The 17,803-nt window shown below is 47.4% G+C and carries 17 protein-coding genes and 1 pseudogene; 2 read left to right on the top strand and 16 right to left on the bottom strand.

Annotated elements, in window-relative coordinates; all coding sequences use genetic code 11:
* Window positions 1–49 precede the first annotated feature (49 nt).
* Window positions 50–1,258 carry an MFS transporter gene (locus AB4124_RS30055; RefSeq protein ID WP_441975123.1) on the top strand — a complete coding sequence of 403 codons (1,209 nt, stop codon included), beginning with the start codon at window positions 50–52 and terminating at the stop codon, window positions 1,256–1,258.
* A 49-nt stretch (window positions 1,259–1,307) separates the two neighbouring features.
* On the opposite strand, the gene AB4124_RS30050 is transcribed toward AB4124_RS30055, so the two are convergent.
* From AB4124_RS30050 to AB4124_RS30035, 4 genes are all read right to left on the bottom strand, one after another.
* Window positions 1,308–2,435 (bottom strand): DUF4179 domain-containing protein, encoded by a 1,128-nt coding sequence (locus AB4124_RS30050; protein WP_441975094.1) that lies wholly within the window; start codon window positions 2,433–2,435, stop codon window positions 1,308–1,310.
* Complete coding sequence (locus AB4124_RS30045) at window positions 2,428–2,979, bottom strand: RNA polymerase sigma factor (RefSeq protein ID WP_379413765.1); 552 nt, start codon at window positions 2,977–2,979, stop codon at window positions 2,428–2,430. The genes AB4124_RS30050 and AB4124_RS30045 overlap by 8 nt, the downstream gene beginning before the upstream one ends.
* 153 nt (window positions 2,980–3,132) lie before the next feature.
* The gene (gene cysI / locus AB4124_RS30040; RefSeq protein ID WP_430104615.1) at window positions 3,133–4,851 is read right to left on the bottom strand and encodes an assimilatory sulfite reductase (NADPH) hemoprotein subunit; all 1,719 of its coding nucleotides are present in this window, start codon (window positions 4,849–4,851) and stop codon (window positions 3,133–3,135) included.
* Between the two features lie 37 nt (window positions 4,852–4,888).
* Window positions 4,889–6,724 carry an assimilatory sulfite reductase (NADPH) flavoprotein subunit gene (locus tag AB4124_RS30035; protein ID WP_441975093.1) on the bottom strand — a complete coding sequence of 612 codons (1,836 nt, stop codon included), beginning with the start codon at window positions 6,722–6,724 and terminating at the stop codon, window positions 4,889–4,891.
* 245 nt (window positions 6,725–6,969) lie between these two features.
* Here AB4124_RS30035 and cdaS point away from each other — a divergent pair.
* Window positions 6,970–7,588: pseudogene (gene cdaS, locus AB4124_RS30030) on the top strand (sporulation-specific diadenylate cyclase CdaS).
* A 219-nt stretch (window positions 7,589–7,807) separates the two neighbouring features.
* On the opposite strand, the gene bshB2 reads toward cdaS, so the two are convergent.
* The 12 genes from bshB2 to AB4124_RS29970 all read right to left on the bottom strand — a co-directional run bounded on the left by bshB2 (window position 7,808) and on the right by AB4124_RS29970 (window position 17,782).
* Window positions 7,808–8,464 carry a bacillithiol biosynthesis deacetylase BshB2 gene (bshB2, locus tag AB4124_RS30025; RefSeq protein ID WP_430104619.1) on the bottom strand — a complete coding sequence of 219 codons (657 nt, stop codon included), beginning with the start codon at window positions 8,462–8,464 and terminating at the stop codon, window positions 7,808–7,810.
* A gap of 22 nt (window positions 8,465–8,486) precedes the next feature.
* A complete protein-coding gene (locus tag AB4124_RS30020; protein WP_076321818.1) occupies window positions 8,487–8,831 on the bottom strand; it encodes a YojF family protein in 345 nt (114 codons plus the stop codon).
* 102 nt (window positions 8,832–8,933) lie between these two features.
* A complete protein-coding gene (locus AB4124_RS30015) occupies window positions 8,934–9,425 on the bottom strand; it encodes a DUF523 domain-containing protein (protein ID WP_076321819.1) in 492 nt (163 codons plus the stop codon).
* Window positions 9,426–9,610: 185 nt separating this feature from the next.
* On the bottom strand, window positions 9,611–10,405 hold the full coding sequence (locus AB4124_RS30010) for a helix-turn-helix transcriptional regulator (RefSeq protein WP_441975092.1): 795 nt from the start codon (window positions 10,403–10,405) through the stop codon (window positions 9,611–9,613).
* Window positions 10,406–10,593: 188 nt separating this feature from the next.
* On the bottom strand, window positions 10,594–11,682 hold the full coding sequence (locus tag AB4124_RS30005; RefSeq protein ID WP_076321821.1) for a Gfo/Idh/MocA family protein: 1,089 nt from the start codon (window positions 11,680–11,682) through the stop codon (window positions 10,594–10,596).
* A 14-nt stretch (window positions 11,683–11,696) separates the two neighbouring features.
* Window positions 11,697–12,644 carry an AraC family transcriptional regulator gene (locus AB4124_RS30000; protein WP_076321822.1) on the bottom strand — a complete coding sequence of 316 codons (948 nt, stop codon included), beginning with the start codon at window positions 12,642–12,644 and terminating at the stop codon, window positions 11,697–11,699.
* Window positions 12,645–12,666: 22 nt separating this feature from the next.
* The gene (locus AB4124_RS29995) at window positions 12,667–13,668 is read right to left on the bottom strand and encodes a Gfo/Idh/MocA family protein (RefSeq protein WP_441975091.1); all 1,002 of its coding nucleotides are present in this window, start codon (window positions 13,666–13,668) and stop codon (window positions 12,667–12,669) included.
* A gap of 157 nt (window positions 13,669–13,825) precedes the next feature.
* Window positions 13,826–14,350 carry a YfiT family bacillithiol transferase gene (locus tag AB4124_RS29990; RefSeq protein ID WP_441975090.1) on the bottom strand — a complete coding sequence of 175 codons (525 nt, stop codon included), beginning with the start codon at window positions 14,348–14,350 and terminating at the stop codon, window positions 13,826–13,828.
* A gap of 91 nt (window positions 14,351–14,441) precedes the next feature.
* On the bottom strand, window positions 14,442–15,350 hold the full coding sequence (locus tag AB4124_RS29985) for a hypothetical protein (protein WP_441975089.1): 909 nt from the start codon (window positions 15,348–15,350) through the stop codon (window positions 14,442–14,444).
* Window positions 15,347–15,712 carry a glyoxalase superfamily protein gene (locus tag AB4124_RS29980; RefSeq protein WP_076321826.1) on the bottom strand — a complete coding sequence of 122 codons (366 nt, stop codon included), beginning with the start codon at window positions 15,710–15,712 and terminating at the stop codon, window positions 15,347–15,349. Before AB4124_RS29980 ends, AB4124_RS29985 begins: the two co-directional genes overlap by 4 nt.
* A 174-nt stretch (window positions 15,713–15,886) precedes the next feature.
* On the bottom strand, window positions 15,887–16,522 hold the full coding sequence (locus AB4124_RS29975) for a DedA family protein (RefSeq protein ID WP_076321827.1): 636 nt from the start codon (window positions 16,520–16,522) through the stop codon (window positions 15,887–15,889).
* A gap of 18 nt (window positions 16,523–16,540) precedes the next feature.
* Window positions 16,541–17,782 carry an MGDG synthase family glycosyltransferase gene (locus tag AB4124_RS29970; RefSeq protein WP_441975088.1) on the bottom strand — a complete coding sequence of 414 codons (1,242 nt, stop codon included), beginning with the start codon at window positions 17,780–17,782 and terminating at the stop codon, window positions 16,541–16,543.
* Window positions 17,783–17,803 lie beyond the last annotated feature (21 nt).

The following is a 17,803-nucleotide window of genomic DNA, read 5'->3' as shown; positions in this document are numbered from 1 at the left end:
TTTACGATATCCGATCTGTTAAGTACAGATCCCGAAAGGAGACACCTTCATTTTGCTTAACAATCCCTATGTTCGAACGATTGTCTTGTCACGCATTCTCTTGAATCTTGGCATTTGGGTTCGTAACTTTGCCATTCTGCTATACGTTACCGACTTGACAGGCAATAACCCTGTGTATGTATCCCTCATATCCGTAGCTGAATTTGCGCCCATTTTCTTGTTTGCCTTCATCGGCGGTACTTTCGCGGACCGCTGGCGACCCAAGCGTACTATGGTCAGTTCTGATGCATTGTCTGCGGTATCGGTATTTCTCGTGCTGATTGCCGTTCATAACGGGTCGTGGCAGGCGTTGCTGGTACTCACGTTCTTCTCAGCCGCCTTGTCACAATTCTCTCAGCCCTCAGCGATGAAGCTGTTCAAACAGCATGTACCCGCTGAACAGCTGCAATCCGTGATGGCCATGTTTCAATCCATGGTTGCCTTCTTTATGGTCATCGGCCCGATCGCAGGTGCATTTGTATATCAAAGGTTCGGCATTGAAATATCGCTGATCGCAACAGGCGCGTTATTCCTGGGTTCTGGATTGATTCTGACTTTGCTGCCTCGTGATTTGCAGGAAGAGACACAATCCAAGCAGCAGAACCTGAAACAAGAGCTTATCGAAGGACTTCGTTATGTATGGAATAATCAAACGCTCCGAACACTGGGCGTGACCTTTGCCGTGGCTGGCTTGGCAGCCGGACTAATTCAGCCGCTCGCGATATTTGTGACGATTGAGAATCTCGGTCAGGATAAGTCATTCTTGCAATGGCTGTTAACGGTCAATGGGGCGGCGATGCTCGTCGGAGGAGGTTTCGTCATGGCATTTGCCAAGAAAATAACCCCTCAAGCCTTACTAGCGCTCGGTCTGACCGTAAGTGCTGTCGGGAACCTCGGTATCGGCTGGTCAACCAGCATAATATTTACGCTGCTGCTTCTTGTGCTTAACGGATTCTTTTATCCCTCCATCCACATTGGAATCAATACTTTGATCCTAAACAATACGGATGGGCCATACATTGGTCGGGTTGGCGGGACCCTGACCCCGATCTTTATGGGAATGATGGTGCTGGGCATGTCGCTGGGGGGGTTGCTCAAAGACCAACTGTCCCTGTTCGCTGTTTATGCGGCCAGCGCACTCTTGTTCCTGACAGGTTCGGCGCTGCTGATCCCATTGTTTAAAAAGAATACGAGCACAGCCGGCGTATTGGAGCAATGAACAACAATAAGAGCCGCCTCACACATTTCTAGAGGCGGCTCTTATTCTCTTATTTTATTTTGAACTCCAGCATATGTTTTTCTACTTCTTGTTCAGATGCATACGATGAACGGGATTCAGGATACAACTTCAGTACCATAGACTCTGGATCATCCAGCATATTGCTGCTGAACGTATACTGAGACCCATCCTCCGTTCCGTGTCCCGACAAGCTGGACAATTTAAAGCTTCGCCCATCCTCCGTCTTCGATACAATTTCAGATGGTTGTAACATGTCACTTATCGAAAGCTTGGTGTGAAAATCAATTTTTTTCCCAGGATCGTAAGCGAATCTTACTTGTGTCATGAGCGGAGAAATCTCAACCTCAGATAACACAATCTGATGATCGCCTAGCTTGAATGTTTGATTTGGTTGATACGTCTCCGTCTTGATTGAAGCAAATTTCGGATCCAAGTTGAACTTAATTTTCATCCTCTCGGAGTAATTCATCTCTGACTTGACCGTTCCTGTCTTGGGATCAGACAGTTTGCCTCGATCTACGGATGCAATTTGAAAATCCACTTCAATGCTTCTAGGGAAAGGTTGGCTGCGATCCAACTTTAATGTTCCACGCCCTTGCCAGCTTTGACTCTCCCAGCCTCCTATTTTTGAGGTATTTCCTAAAGAACGGCCTGTTTGCGCATCCTTCATTCTAACACTGTTCACATCATAGATCTCCTGGCTGTAATCCGTCTTGGCTGAATATAACAGTATTAATTTGTTCTCGTCCGCTGTAACAGCATCGATGTTAATCTCGTAAAGTCCCGATTTCACCGACTTGTTGATCATCTGAATATAATTGTTTCTTATCGCCGACTCCAATGTACTTTGATCGATATCATAGTCCATTCTCTTAAACTTGCTCAGTGCTCCCCAGTCCAACGTCTGCTCCTTGGCTGCCTGTGGAGCAACGGTGTCCTTGAACGGACTGAGCAGCCACAAACCGGCAGCCATAATAGTTATGAGTGTGATAGCAGCCACTTTCAAAGAATGATTTCGAGATTTCCCGCGCGTCCGTCCCATCGCCAACCCGCGCTGAATAGCGTATGTAGCATCGATAGCATGAAGCTGCTGCCGTTGTTCCTGACGGATCTGTTCCGCATCGGCAAGCATTGCTTGTTCTTCAGGACTAGTCATCCTGCCATTCCCCCCGATTATTCATTAATTTTCGTAAATGCTCCAGCCCCTTGTACTGCCATGTCTTTACTGTTCCCTCCGGCTTGCCGAGGATCGCAGCTATCTCCTTCAGCGTCATGTCATTATAATATTTCAATATAAGCACATGTCGGTACTTGGGCTTCACCTTTTTCAGAACGGGCCACATAGCAAGCCTGTTATGATTGAACCCTCCCAAAGCTGGTTCGACAATCGCTTTTTCCAGCTCATGATCAGGCACTGGGACAGCTCGCTTGCGACGTCTCTGTTCGTCAATACAAACATAGATCAAGATGCGGATGATCCAGGCTTTGAATGCTCTCCCTTCTTTTAACGTTGAACGCTTGACCCATGCTCTACACGTCATCTCCTGCACCGCTTCCAGGGCATCATATCGGTTGCGCAAATAACTGTAAGCAATATGGATCAGTGTGTCCTTGTGTTCCATAATAGCCTGGTAAAAATCGGTTTCTTCTTCCGTTGTTGTCAGTACCACCTTTTTCATCTCTGCTTGGGAGCCCATCATGATCTCCTCTCCTTCTCTCTATATGATGCTCTATGGGTTAAGACGGACGAACTCCCAAAACGGTTTTAATTTATCTCAATCCCATGTGCAATAAACAAAACAAACCGAAGCTCTCCTCAAGAAGAACTCCGGTTTGTTTATAACTGAGTATCATTATGCATGAAATTGTTGCCCGTCTAATACTTCCTTCACGTAACCGGCACGAATAACAAAGTCACCGAAATGCTCGCCTTGCTCGCGTTCTTGTGCAAATTGCTTCATGATGGGACGAAGGGAATCCAAAATTTCGGCCTCACCGATGTTTTCCTTATAAAGCTTGTTCAGTCGGTGTCCGGAGAAACCTCCACCCAGGTACATGTTATATTTTCCAGGCGCCTTTCCGATAAATGCGATTTCGGCCAGCATCGGTCTGGCACATCCATTCGGGCACCCGGTCATTCGAATGACGATATCCTCTTCGCGAAGTCCGTTCTCTTCCAGAATGACATCGATTTTATCCAATAACGTCGGCAAATATCGCTCGGATTCTGCCATCGCCAATCCACATGTCGGTAGGGCTACACATGCCATGGAATTTCTTCTCAGGGCAGAATCATGATGACCGTCCATAAGTCCGTAACGCTTGATGAGTTCTTCAATCTTTTTCTTCTTGTGGCTGCTGATATTGGCAATGATCAGATTCTGATTGGCCGTCAGACGAAAATCTCCATTATGGATTTGAGCGATTTCACGCAGGCCTGTCATCAGCAGGTAATCGGCTTCGTCTTTCACACGCCCGTTTTGGATGAACAGTGTAAAATGCCATTTGCCATTGCTGCCTTTAACCCAGCCGTAGCGATCACCATTATGATCAAAATGAAACGGTTTTGCCTCCTCCAGCTTCCAACCCAGACGGCTGGTGAGCTCGTTGACAAACCAATCGATTCCGCGATCATCAATCGTATATTTGAAACGAGCATGCTTGCGAACCGCACGGTCTCCGTAATCACGTTGGATCATCACCGTCTTCTCGGCCAAGTCAACGATCTGCTCGGGTTTGCAGAAACCAATGACTTTTGCCACTTGAGGATAGGTTAACGGATCACCGTGTGTCATCCCCATGCCACCGCCTACCGAAACGTTAAAGCCTTTCAATTGTCCTTCCTCAATGATTGCAATGAGGCCAAGATCTTGGGAATACACATCAACATCATTGGAAGGCGGCACAGCCATCCCGATCTTGAATTTCCGCGGCAGATACACCGGCCCATAAATCGGCTCCTGCTCCTCCTGGAGGCTGTCTACAATCTTCTCGCCGTCCAGCCAAATCTCATGATACGCACGCGAGCGCGGATCGAGATGACTGCTAAGCATACGTGCCCATTCGTATACCTCCGAATGAATTTCGGATTGATAAGGGTTCGGATTGCACATCACGTTACGGTTGACGTCACCGCAAGCAGCCAATGTACTAAGCATGGCTTCATTCACTTCTTGAATGGTGCTCTTCATATTCCACTTCAGTACGCCATGAAGCTGAAAAGATTGGCGTGTGGTCAAGCGAATCGTTCCGTTGGCATACTTTTGGGCTACACGGTCCATCATCAGCCATTGCTCCGGAGTTACGACACCGCCAGCGGCACGAACACGCAACATGAACTGGTAAGCAGGCTCAAGCTTTTGCTTGTGTCGTTCGTTACGCAAATCCCGGTCATCCTGCATATAACTGCCGTGAAATTTCATCAGCCGGTTATCGTCTTCGGGAATCGATGCCGTAATGCGATCCTCTAATGTCTCTACAAGACTGCCACGCAGATAGTTGCTTCGACGCTTGATGTCCTCAACATCACTATGCGGCGCACTATGGGGTGATACTAGATTATTATCAGACATGTTCCTTTTTCTCCTCTCGAAAACCACGGGGATGATCTCAATACACATCCCGCTGATAACGTTTCTGTTGCTGCATGAGCGTCAGATATTCCGCAGCTTCTTCCGGACTCATGCCGCCTTCTTGTTCGAGAATGGACCCGAGTGCGGAATGCACGTCATGAGCCATCTTCTTCTCATCGCCGCAGACATAGACGCAGGCTCCTTCTTGGAGCCACTGATATAGCTCCTTGCTCTTCTCCAGCATGCGGTGCTGTACGTACACTTTTTGGTCCGTATCCCGAGAGAAAGCAACATCCATACGCGTCAGTACTCCATCCTTCAACCAACGCTGCCATTCAATCTGATAGAGGAAGTCCGTTGAGAAATGCTGATCTCCGTAGAACAACCATGATTTCCCTTCTGCCCCAGTCTCTTCCCGTTCCCCCAAAAAGGCTCTGAAAGGTGCCACGCCTGTACCAGGTCCGATCATAATGATCGGAGTGTCCGGATTCTCAGGCAGCTTAAAGTTCGGGTTATGCTGAATGTATACCGGCAGCGAATCGCCAGCTTCCAGACGCTCTGCCAATTGTACGGAACATACTCCGTAGCGATGGCGGCCATGTGCTTCATAACGGACCGTTCGAACGGTAACATGTACTTCATCGGGAAATGCTTTGGAACTGCTTGCGATAGAGTAAAGGCGGGCCGGAATCTTGCGTAGTATGGATACAAAATCACTCGCCGCCACTTGCTGCAGACCATAATCCTGTACCAGATCGAGTAAATCCCGTTCCTCAATATAGGTGCGCAATTCCTGCTCATGACCTGGCTTTAGCAATGATTGTAGTCCTTCATTCCCTGAAATCTTAACCACTTGCTCGATCAGAGGTTTCGTGAGAACCGTAATTTCATAGTGACGGAGCAAGGCATCTCGAAGCGCTCGCGCTTCACCATGCTTATTAACGACAACCACTTCATCAGCATTCCATCCCATAGCAGCGATGAGATCATCCACCAGCTGCGGGTGATTTTCCGGATAGATTCCCAAGCTGTCGCCCGGCTCATACTGCAAATTCGAACCTTCAAGAGAAATTTCGATATGACGAGTTTCACGGTCAGATCCTCTACCGTTCAAATTCAAATTTTCGAGGATTTCCGCTTGAAATGGATGGCTTCTCGAAAATTCCGATTCCGTACTATCGCTCAGGGCTACCGCACTCCCATTTTCAACAACGGATGATCCCGCTCCAGCCTCGTTCAACGATAGAAGAACCTGATTCATCCATTCTGCAGCCGACTCATCAAAGTCCACATCGCAATCTACTCTTGGCGTCAGCCGCTTGCCGCCCAATTCCTCGAGCCGCTTGTCGAAATCTTTACCCGTTTGGCAGAAAAATTCATACGAGGTATCCCCCAGCGCCAGTACGGAATATTGAAGATGGTCTACCTGAGGTGCTCGCTTGCTACGCAAAAATTCATAGAATGGGATTGCATTATCCGGTGGTTCACCCTCTCCATGCGTACTGACGATAATAAGGAGATTCTGTAACTTCTTCAGATTGTTCGGTTTAAAATCGCTCATAGAAGACATCGTGACCTGCAGGCCAACCTCTTCCAGCTTCTTCGATAACTTTTTCGATAATCCATGACCATTGCCTGTCTGTGATCCGTATAGGACTGTGACTTCTTTAGTAGCTGTTGCCACCGGCGCCGATACAGCGGCTAACGTGTTCGCTTGCGGTGCTGCCACAACTGCTGCGGCTGCCGTTCCCTGTAATGCAGCGATAAATCCGCTGAGCCAGGTCCGCTGGGATTCTGTCAGTGTGGGCAGTAGGCGGTTCAGCAGTTCCACCTGTTCCTGATTAAAAGGACTGTTCATTACTTGAAGTTCCAACAATATCCACCTCTCAAAAGCGCACATTATTAATTCCTACTATTACGATACAATTAATTTTATTTCTCCTTTGAACCTATCACAGCTTACCTGGACCGGTCAATTACAATGTTCTTATAGCATTTATCAGTTTTACTAATAAATCGGATTTTCCGAGTTTAACTATAAGTGAAACTCCACCTGCTTTAGAGAATATCGATATCCCCGAATGGTAATGATACCAATGATAAGGAGGAAGATATCGGATGCAAAATCAGGATTGTAATTTTACGCCGCTGAAAAACAAATTAAAGGAACAGCTCTCGGATATCACCAGACAATTACAGCATATCATCGTCAATTTGGACCAAGATAGTTCATGTCTGCTGGGTGAGTTAGACCTTGTCAGAACTAAATTTTTAGAAGCTGAATCGATTTCATCAACGTATTATCTCAATTGTTTTCTCTTCCCCTTTCACAAGCAAATACCAAGAAATCGCGAAATCCATATATCATCTCAGTCAAAAAAAACGGGGTGCACTCATTGTGATTCAACGGGAAGATGGTCTGGATTCGTTAATGACGCCAGGGATTCCCTTGTCTGCAGAAATCACAAGTCCCTTGCTTGAATCCATATTTGTTCCCGGCAGCCCGCTGCACGATGGGGCTGTGCTCGTACGTAAAGAGATGATTATTTCCGCCGCGAACGTGTTGCCTTTAACAGCCAAAACCTATGGTGATCGTAAGCTTGGAACCCGTCACCGTGCAGCCATTGGCCTGTCTGAAATCAGCGATGCCTTGGTACTCGTTGTATCAGAGGAGACGGGCAAAACCTCCTTCTGTATGAAAGGAACGCTTTACCCCTTATCCATTAGCAGCCCCTAATTAGTCAGCACATGGATCTCGGCGTGGCCGGAATCGCTGCATCTTTCATCGTGCAAGACTTAATCGATTAGTACCGTTTTGATATCCATCGGATTTGTTCTAAGTAGGCGGCACGCCGATTCATTCTCTCCGCAATGCATTAAGACCAAACCATGCAAAAAAAGAGCCGCAGAATTAGAATCTGCGGCTCTTTTTATGGATCCATCCCATGTTGGGGATTTATTCAAATGTATAGGTCCAGAAACGTTCCGTTCCGAAGCGCTGCTCCACTTCCTTGGCCTTCATCTGTTTCTTGCCCAGCAGCTCCGCTGCTTGGAATTGAGAGCGATGGGCTTGAATGGAGTTCAGCTTCTGTACCATAAACATGGATACATCTTGATAAACATCCGGTTTACCCAATTCTTGCTCACAATTGTTGGAGAATGCCAGACATTGAACGACTGGTCGATCCCCGGCAGGCATACTCTGAATCGTGCGGATTACAGCCGCTCCCGTTGCGTCATGGTCAGGGTGAACGCTATATCCAGGGTAGAACGTGAACACCAGCGATGGCTTTATCTCCTGAAGCAGGGAAGCAATCGCGCTATCCAGCTTATTTTGATCCTCGAATTCAATCGTTTTATCATGGAAACCAAGCAATCTCAAATCCTGTATGCCTATCGCTTTGCAGGATTCCTCCAGCTCTGCTTTGCGAATGGTTGGAAGCGTGATACGGTTTGCAAACGGGGGAATGCCCATATTGCGGCCCATCTCCCCAAGTGTTAGGCAAGCATAGGTAACATGAGCGCCTTCCATAATATATTTAGCCAACGTTCCGGATAAACCAAATGCTTCATCATCCGGGTGCGGCAATATGACCAGTATGTTTTGCTCCATCAATCCTCGTCTCCTCTCTCTATTAAAAAGGCTCCCGGCTCAGCTGCAAAGCGACAACCAGTTTGCCCTGACTGTCATGACCTGCCATGATCAGCCGATCGGTATCACTCTGTTCGAAATGGGTGAGTCCTTCCGTATATACCCAGCCTTGACTCATTTTCAATCCAACCCGATAGGGTCCATTGCCGGATATAGAACCGTGGCTGTAACGAATGGTTGCATTCGTAATAAAGTTAGCCGCGGGGTGCTTCGTGCTGTCATAATGGGCAGCATAAGCGCCTGTTGTCATCTCAAGGTGAATATATAAATCCTGGTCCTTCAATTTATCAATCATTTGTTGTACTTCGGTTTGATTTATGAGTTCCATAATTCCCTCCAATATAAAGAATCACAACATGTAAGCAGTCGATATGATAATTCTATCATAATTATAGAGCAGGACGAAAATATATAAACGAAGACGTTTGATTTATCTCCCAATAAAAAGAGAGGCGTATTCCGGCTGTGCTGCATATACGCTAAGGTCGTGCTCTGAAATAACCTTATAACCTTCCCTGCGCAGCAGAGCCGTAGTTACGCCATAACCGGCTATCTTCTCATTGGCAAATTCTCCATTATAAATCATGGCACTGCCGCAGGAAGGACTGCTCTCTTTCAGGACGATCAGCAATGCTCCGAGCTCTTGCGCCACTCGAAGCGCTTGGTAGGCACCATTTATATACATCTCGGTCACGTCTTTCCCGGACAATTCAACCACTCTAGCATTCCCTGCCAGTACGTCATCACCGTTTCCTCCAACGATCTCCGCAGGCTCCCGTGGAGTTGAGAATCCGCCAAGAAGTTCGGGACATACGGTCACAGCTTTCTTCGATTTGACCAGTTGCTGAATGTTCGCATCCAAACTGTCTGTAGCGTTATAACGAACCTGCAAACCGGCTAAACACGAGCTTACAACAATCACAGGTGACACCTCAAATCTCTCGTTCTTACTTACAAATAACAATACTGCCTATGCCATTCGCCCTCATTTAAGTATCAGGAATCAGACCCCAAATGTCAACGAAATGCAATGAAGAGCTGCCATGGTGTGCGGTAGCCTTCAATGCCAAAAAGTGTATCAACATACGAACCGATCCTCTCCAGGGCTCAACGCAGCATGGGAGCAACCCTTTTGAGAAAATGATTCATTAATAATGGCAAAGAAATCAGAATCGGCGGATCATCCAGCCGGGGAACATGCAGAGTTACATGAAGATGCGGGGTCTTGAAGTTAGGGGTAACGATAATGGGTTCCTTCGAACGGGTACGCAGCGTGGTAGACTTAGGAAGCAAGAAATCAACCGCCTGCATGCCCCATGGGACCGAAGTAGCCATCAGATAATACGTTCCGGGTCTGACGTCGCCGAACCGAAACGAGCCGACGGAGGATAACAAAGTTCCGTATAACGGTAAACCTTCGGGAATCGGCTTGGCGAACAGCCCGATCAAGATGACACCCTGAAATGGAGCCGTTGCCTCTACCGTGCCCTCAACTGTCAGATTGGGATTCACAACCGGTATGGAGTCACGCCAGCTGTTCAGTTTCTGCAGGGATAACAGATGCTCGTCCGCCTCTTCCCTCGAGTTTCGAAACTGGGAAGGGCTCACTCCTACTCTTTCCGTAAAGCGTGTCGTAAATGTACCCAGACTCTGCTGACCGATCTCCATGGCGACATCCCGGATACTCAGATGTGTATGTAATAGCAAGTCCTTCGCCTTCTCCAAACGAAGTGAGGACACGTAATATAATGGAGGCAGTCCGATTCGATCCTTAAATATACGCGAAAAATGATATGGGCTGTATCCTATGTAGTCCGCCAGTGTCGATAACGGAAGAGGCTCATAAATATTATTGTGAATATACGCGATTACCTCATCGATTTCAGCATATCGATCAGTCATCAGGTCTGCACCATCCTTCATTCCGGATATTATGTCTGGGTCCAATCCAACTCTCTCGAGGAACAATTGTTCGCATTTATACTATCATATCCATCTAAAAAATGGAAGCTTTTATATGTTAAAAATATCACCCTACAAGTATCATAACGCACAAAAAAAGCCGCGCTGTACGCACGGCTTTCTTACCATCAATCCAAGTCCGGAATATGAATCTCAACCTCTTTTTTGCTTTGGGAAGACCGCAAGATGCCGTCCAGAATCGCTTGATTCCGAAGCACCTGCTCGCCCGGGATCGGTGCCGGCTTGCCTTCGCGCACAGCGCTTACGAAATCCTTGATTTTCTCCTCAAATACGTTAAGCTCATGGTGGACCAGCGGTATTGCGCTTTCGGTATGATGACCTTGGATATCATGGAACAAGGAGATCGATCCTACCTTCCCATCCCACACACCGCTCCAAGGACCTGAACCTGCCGGTGTAATCTTCATGCCCGCATCCGTTCCAAGGAACATGGTCGCCCCCAAGGTATCCATATGCATAGCCCACGAAGTTTTAAAGTTAAGCACAAGGTCTCCTTCGAATCGTATCATCGCTACGCCGAAATCCTCGACGTTAAACGCTCCGGATTCGGAGTGATATTTGGGATTCGTGCCAAAATAATTCGATGTATACGCGGATACCGTCAACGGTTTGGGATATCCAAGTGCGTTCAGGGCCATATCCAAGGAATAACAGCCAATGTCCGCCATGGCACCTGCCCCTGAAATCTCCTGTCGGACAAACGTGCCACCCGGCATTCCACGGCGGCGACCGCCTCCGGTTTCCACATAATAGACTTTTCCAAGCTCACCGTTTTGGATCAGATTCTTAATGATGCCCATGTTCGGATCATAACGCGGCTGGAAGCCTACATTGAGCATATTCCCTGTCTTCTTCGCGATCTGGACCATCTCTATGGCTTCATCCAACGTGACCGACATCGGTTTCTCGAGCATTACGTGTTTGCCCGCTGACAGCGCATCAATCGTGGTACTATAATGAGCGACGTTTGGCGTACAGATGCTTACGCCATCCAGGTCGAGATCCAACAATCTGCGGTGATCATCAAATCCGATCGCCCCCTGAAGTCCCCAGCGCTCAATAAATTGATCGGCTCTGCCGGGTAAAATATCAGCTACGGCAACAATCTGCACATCGTCAATTTGTTTATAATACTTTGCATGCTCCCCCGCAATGCCGCCGCTTCCAATAATTCCTATTCGAATGGTTTTGCTCATGGCTGATACTCCCCCTACAATTTCACATTCATTGCTCGATATGTTGATGGCGTATATCCATATCTCTTTCGAAACACGGTATGCAAATAACTTCCGCTTGAGAAGCCTTCGTGGATGGCGATTTTATCAATCGACCAATTGGTATCGATCAGCTTCCTGCATACGGCTTCAAGGCGGACATGTTCCAGTATTTCGCTGAAGGACTGCCCTTCCGCTTGCTCCTTGAATATTCGCTGCAGCTGCCTTGAGCTGATATGCAGCTTCTCCGCGACGTCATCCAGTACAACCTCTCCCGAAGAGTTTGCATGAATATACTCCAGGGCCAATTGATAGCGGTAAGCCTTCATATCCCGTGAAGGCAGTTCCGCTTCCGATGGCTCGGATTCATACGCGCGTACAGCGCGCAGCAATATCTGAATAATGCACTGCTTAATCGTTGTATACAGACCCGAATACTTCTCCTGAGAAGCCTGATAAGCCTCAAGGAAATAAGGCATCGCGCGATGGATATCCATCGTTGGCTTCAGCGGTAATCCCCTCAGCTTCTCCATACAGTCATCGGCTTCCGCCATTTCCCATGGATCCGAAACAGGCAGCGCCTGGCTCTCATGATCGGATACCTCATCGCGTGGAATAATGTCCACATGCAGACATAATTCGTCCATCGGCTCCGCTGCATCCGCCTCCTGATAATGAAGCACATTCGGACCCGTTAAATAAAACATGCCTTCCCGCAGCGGATAAGGCTCCTCTTCCATAATAACGGTCCCCTTGCCGCGGGGTATGAAATGAAACTCATACTCCGCATGCTTGTGGAAGGAGACAATCTTTCCTGGCGGAAAGGTGGTGAGATGAAACCGAAGAACCCGGATCTCATAACGCCCCCAATAGACTCTCAGATCAAGTCGCTCCAAGGCATCCTGCCGATCTTTCATCAATTCGTATGGAAAATGGTTATTCATCCTGATGCATCATCCCTGTATCTTATGCTTGCAGTTCATCCAAACGAATGGCGCGATGCTCTTTGGCCGAACGGTTGGATGCTTCCATCAGTTTGGTTAGTTCAACCGCAAATGCGATATTTTCCTCTGCAATGGTATCCTCTTGAATATGGGAAATCCATTGTTCAAATGCACTTGCACGATTCGCCGGTACCGGCAGCTCAACCCAAGCATCCTTGTACTCTTCTTTTTTCGTTGAACGAATCAGAAGTTTGCTATCCGGCGTTCCGTACAGGATCGTACCATCCGTACCATGAATTTCAATCGTAAATGGCGAGAAGCTGTTAACAAATCCGGCTTCTACCACACCGACAGCCCCTGTAGCAGTAGAGAGCGTAGCAACGGCGTTGTCTTCCACCTCTTTACCCGTGATGTATCCGAAATTCGCATTGACATCAACCGCTTCTTCACCGAGGAACAAGCGTGTCAAATACATCGGATGACATCCCAGATCGATTAAGGCACCTCCGCGGCACTGCTCCAGGCTGTAAAAATGCTCAGGCAGCCATCCGGCAGTCGCGCCATTATGAGACAAGCGTACACGAACAAGTGTTACGGTGCCAAGCAACTCTTGCTGCAATACCTCGCGGATCGCCAAAGTATAACCGTCATTCAGTCGCGGTAGCGATACCGTTAATTTGACTTGGTTCTCATTCACGGCATTGATGATATCATTGACCTCTTGCAGGGTGGCAGCAATTACTTTTTCCGTGAAAATGTGTTTGCCTGCTGCCGCAGCTTTCAACATCACTTCTCTATGCATGGATGTCGGAGCATCCACGATCACGGCATCGATATCGTCACTTTGCAGCATGTCATCCAAGGATTCATAAAAAGGTACGCCTTGCTTCTCCGCCGCTTCTCTTCCGCGCTCTGGGTTCTCATCCCATACCGCTACGATTTGAGCATCCGGATGCTCCTGCGCTTGTTTCGTATAATCCCACGCGTGCACATGCCAATAACTAATTTTACCGATTCTAATCATTCTCGTCACCTCAGTATCTAATATTAAGACATCATGCCATTAATCTATCACACGAACCGCCCGATTCACAGTGTAAAATTGCGACAATCAAGTTAGATATCACGACACGGTGACACGTAAAAAACTCCGCCAGTTGACGGAGTAGGCTGTGCTGTATCTAAAATTTCAATCGTTCTCTTGCAGATGTGATATGTGCAGTATGGTGCTTTCCATGCCAGGCGTACATGCCCATGGCGTATTCCAGACTGGTTTTTCGCTGGTTCTCTGGGTGATAGAACGTTCTGAGATAGTCTCCGTTATCCATGATGTCTAACAAAGCACCCCATCTGGCATGCATGCCATCAAGCAAAACAAGCGATGCCTCAATGTCCAGTATCAATGAATCTTGAAGGGCTGCCCACTTCTGCTCGTCATAAGGCTTAATTGTTGGGTTGTCTTCCGTTAAAGCAAGTTTAAACCGAATATAGCTGTTCATGTGGCTATCTGCAAGATGGTGAACGACTTGACGGATCGTCCAACCTCCATCTCGATAAGATACATTCAGTTGTTCCTGGCTTAGCCCCTGGACTGCGGCCCTCAGTTTCTCCGGCAGGCTCTTAATCTCTTGAATCCAGGGCTCCCTTTGTTCAGGCGCGGAGTGCCCTTCCCATTCAAATTGCCCTATCGGGTATCTCAAATCCATGTTCCATCACTCCTTGACCATCATTTTTTGTAAAATTCGTATGGTAATGATATTAGCATTTTACAACGAGTCCAGTATTCCTGATCCGATGTCAATCCACCGCAATCCTTTCAAAATTACGCAGCGTCCGAAGTGCATTCCATGTCAGAATGCCCTTCCATTCCTCCTTGGCCAACGGCCATACCTCTTCGTACTGGTACCAGCTCCAATTGGGCTCCCAGGCACCATCTTCCCCTTGATTCTCTATAAGCAAATCCAGTTCCAGCGGCAGAAGCTCTTGGTATTTAGCAAAATAAGGTGAATTCGGAGAATCCATAATGCTGAGAGGCGTTGCTCCGTATCCCTCGCGGCTGCCAGGATCCCTGCTTATGCAATTATCCATGAAGACCTCAAGGGTTTCTTCGATCTCGGAAGCCTGTTCTTTCGGCAATCTTTCGTTCAAGCGCAAATAACAAAACAATTCATGCATTTCATGAAGATCGCTAGATTGTTTCAGGTAGTTCACAGCATAATCAATCCTTGATTCCAAAAACTCTAAAGGGTATAACTCCCGCTCGTCGATAAAATAGGCGGTGATATCCGCATTCGGATTTCCCCAATGATCCTTGAAGGCTCCGTACTGCCACCAGACCGCCCTCGGAGACTGCTCGGCTTCCTTAGGAATAATGTCCCACCCTGACCGCTCTGGCACATAGGAGTGCTCAAGATACTTTAACGCAGATATAACCCGTTCACTGCGCTCCGGATGATCTGGATTTAACCGAAGAATCTCAAGCGCTCTGGTTGTTGCCAGAGCAGATGACTCCTTGCAGCGAAGATCGGGCTCAAGACCATGACCAAATCCACCGTCCTCGTTCTGGTAGCTGGCAAGCTCGGTTAATACGTCCGTAAACGACCCGTCCTCGAATTCGTACCGGAATAGTGCCCGTTCAAGGTCCCTGGCCTGGTGCAGCATATATTGCCTGGCTTGTTCAAATCGCATCCTGTTTAGCTTCTTCACTTGGATTCCAACTCCTCGTAGAAAGTGATTCGGTTGCCGAATGGATCAACGACACATAGTTCTTTGCTGTTCCAAGGTGCAGTCTCGATTCCGGGCCTGGAATACGGATAGTTCTGGCTTAGCAGCTGTTCGTGAAAACCTTCAATCCCTGCCATCTCCACGCGAATGGCTGCTCCTGGGGAACAGTCTCCGTAATGCTCCGTCAAATGAATCGTTAACAAATCCTTTGTTATTTGCATGTAGAGCGGTGCCGAGTCATCAAACCGATGTTCCCAATCCAAGGTAAAACCAAGATATTGGATATAGAATTCCCTTGCCTTTGTTTCATCGAATACCCTGAATAATGGTATGATTTTGCTCATGATCTGCCCCCTACTACATCCTTTATTTTTCAAACTCCTTATGTATGTACTGCTGACTTATTTAGAATATATCATAAATTCTGTAAGGGCTCGTCCCAAAAATAAAAACCCAGCACAGATACATAAAACCACGTTTGCTGGGCCATCTTTGGCAAGTATTCTTTTCATTTATAACTATTCGTTCCTGGTCACTTTGGGCAGCTTCTTGGCTTTCTCGCGTTTAACACGACTCCACACCAGCAGAACGAGAAATGAACTACCCAGGCAGATAAAGATCACTTTCAAATAATGCTCAACCACATTCAGAATGTACTGCCACTGCTCGCCGAATATAAAGCCTATGCTGAAAAAGACCAACACCCATGAGGCTACGCCCGTGTACCCATATAGCCACACCGTTCGATAGGGAACCCGAATCATGCCGATAAAATACCCGATAAATTGCCTGACCCCGGGTATGAAAAAACAAATAATGAGCAGCTTATTTCCATACTTGTTGTAATAGGCCTGCGTTTTCTCTACAAGGGACGGCTTAATAAACAGCCATTTTCCATAGCGCTCTATAAGCGGCATCCCCAGCTTGTATCCCAGGATATAGGTAATGGTTAGCCCCATGGCCGCTCCCATAAAAGCAGATCCAACGGCAGGAACCATATCGATGATACCTTTATAGGTTAGAAACCCGGTATAGGTTAAGGTACTATTTCCAGGAGGAATTGGAAGAGCAATAAAATCAAGGGGAAGCCCAATCAATAACACCAGGTAGCCGTATTGTTCAAACAACTGCTCAACCAATTCAAACAAATTCATGGGGAAAACTCCTTCATCTTACCGATAACTGTCATAGTAGTGTTGTAGAGCATCATTTACATAAACTTCTTTGTTCAGCACCTCGTAGGGCACCGGATTCATATTTTCAGACCATTCATGAGAATGGCGCTGATTCTGTTGAATATCCATCAATCTTGTCAGGACTGATAAAGCTGAATCTTTATGCGTGTTAATGGCCGCTCTTCGCTTCATTTCTTGCAATAAGGGCGGACTTGTAATTAATGTTAGCAATTGGTGCTGCAGTTCACCCGCCATGGCTTGCCGTGCCACGCCTATTCCAACCAGGTAGTCCGCATTATCCTGCTCTTGGCCTGGCAAGGGTTTCACTAACAGCATCGGCCGTTCCATCGTTAATGCCTCGGAAATCGTGAGGCCTCCCGGCTTTGTCACCATCAGGTCCGCTATCGCCATCAATTCATGCATACGATCTACGTAACCCATGACCGTGATTTGCGGATGATCTGAAAACTCCTCCAGCAGTGATTGATATAATTTCATATTGCGGCCGCACACGACCATAAACCGAACACCCTGCGGGTATGCCCTTGATTTCAAGAGTTCGATAATTTCTTTATCGATCATCCCTTCTCCACCGCCCATAATCAGCACGACCTGTTCGGATGGACACAAGCCGTAATAGGCTCGGAGCCGTTCCGGATCGACAGGTTGACTATACAGCGGATTAACGGGTATGCCGGTCACAGAGATCTTTTCGCTTGGCACGCCTTTGCGCTCCAATGCAACCTGTACCACATCGGAACCAACCATGTAATAATCCGTATGAGAGTGTATCCAGTAGCTGTGATCCGTATGGTCCGTCATGACGGTTGCCGTCGGCACATTAGTGAACCCCATCGCTTTCAGCAGAGACATGCCCGCTGCTGCCGGCGGAAAGGTACTGACCACGATAGCCGGATTTTCCGTTTCCAGCATCGTGCTGAGCCTGTGAAGACTGAAGGTACTAAAGCGTTTCAGCATCTGGATGAGGGTGTTTTCCTCGCGCGTTTTCTGGAATAAGTATCCATAAAAGGATGGAAAGTGCTTCATCCATTGCACAAAGAAAAACTGACCCGCCACATGCAGCCGTGGATGGGTTAACTCCATGTAATCAATGACTTTCACGCGCAGATGAGGGTAGTTTCTTTTTGCTGATTCCACAATGGCCTTTGATGCCTGGTTGTGACCCTCTCCCAGACTTCCGGTTAATATGATGATTTTTTGCTCATATATGGATCTCATGAATATTACTCCTTATCTAAC

Origin of the sequence: Paenibacillus sp. 2KB_20, from assembly GCF_052115765.1 — a bacterium.
In the GTDB taxonomy this organism is placed as follows: domain Bacteria; phylum Bacillota; class Bacilli; order Paenibacillales; family Paenibacillaceae; genus Paenibacillus_AQ.
The sequence above is the reverse complement of the archived record's forward strand: the minus strand, read 5'-3'. Positions and strand labels throughout refer to the sequence as shown.

Bases quoted from the DNA above. Each gene is read 5' to 3' on its own strand.
- AB4124_RS30050 (WP_441975094.1), bottom strand. From the start codon at position 2,435: ATGACTAGTCCTGAAGAACAAGCAATGCTTGCCGATGCGGAACAGATC.
- AB4124_RS30045 (WP_379413765.1), bottom strand. From the start codon at position 2,979: ATGATGGGCTCCCAAGCAGAGATGAAAAAGGTGGTACTGACAACAACG.
- cysI (WP_430104615.1), bottom strand. From the start codon at position 4,851: ATGTCTGATAATAATCTAGTATCACCCCATAGTGCGCCGCATAGTGAT.
- bshB2 (WP_430104619.1), bottom strand. From the start codon at position 8,464: ATGGAGCAAAACATACTGGTCATATTGCCGCACCCGGATGATGAAGCA.
- AB4124_RS30020 (WP_076321818.1), bottom strand. From the start codon at position 8,831: ATGGAACTCATAAATCAAACCGAAGTACAACAAATGATTGATAAATTG.
- AB4124_RS30010 (WP_441975092.1), bottom strand. From the start codon at position 10,405: ATGACTGATCGATATGCTGAAATCGATGAGGTAATCGCGTATATTCAC.
- AB4124_RS30005 (WP_076321821.1), bottom strand. From the start codon at position 11,682: ATGAGCAAAACCATTCGAATAGGAATTATTGGAAGCGGCGGCATTGCG.
- AB4124_RS30000 (WP_076321822.1), bottom strand. From the start codon at position 12,644: ATGAATAACCATTTTCCATACGAATTGATGAAAGATCGGCAGGATGCC.
- AB4124_RS29995 (WP_441975091.1), bottom strand. From the start codon at position 13,668: ATGATTAGAATCGGTAAAATTAGTTATTGGCATGTGCACGCGTGGGAT.
- AB4124_RS29990 (WP_441975090.1), bottom strand. From the start codon at position 14,350: ATGGATTTGAGATACCCGATAGGGCAATTTGAATGGGAAGGGCACTCC.
- AB4124_RS29980 (WP_076321826.1), bottom strand. From the start codon at position 15,712: ATGAGCAAAATCATACCATTATTCAGGGTATTCGATGAAACAAAGGCA.
- AB4124_RS29975 (WP_076321827.1), bottom strand. From the start codon at position 16,522: ATGAATTTGTTTGAATTGGTTGAGCAGTTGTTTGAACAATACGGCTAC.
- AB4124_RS29970 (WP_441975088.1), bottom strand. From the start codon at position 17,782: ATGAGATCCATATATGAGCAAAAAATCATCATATTAACCGGAAGTCTG.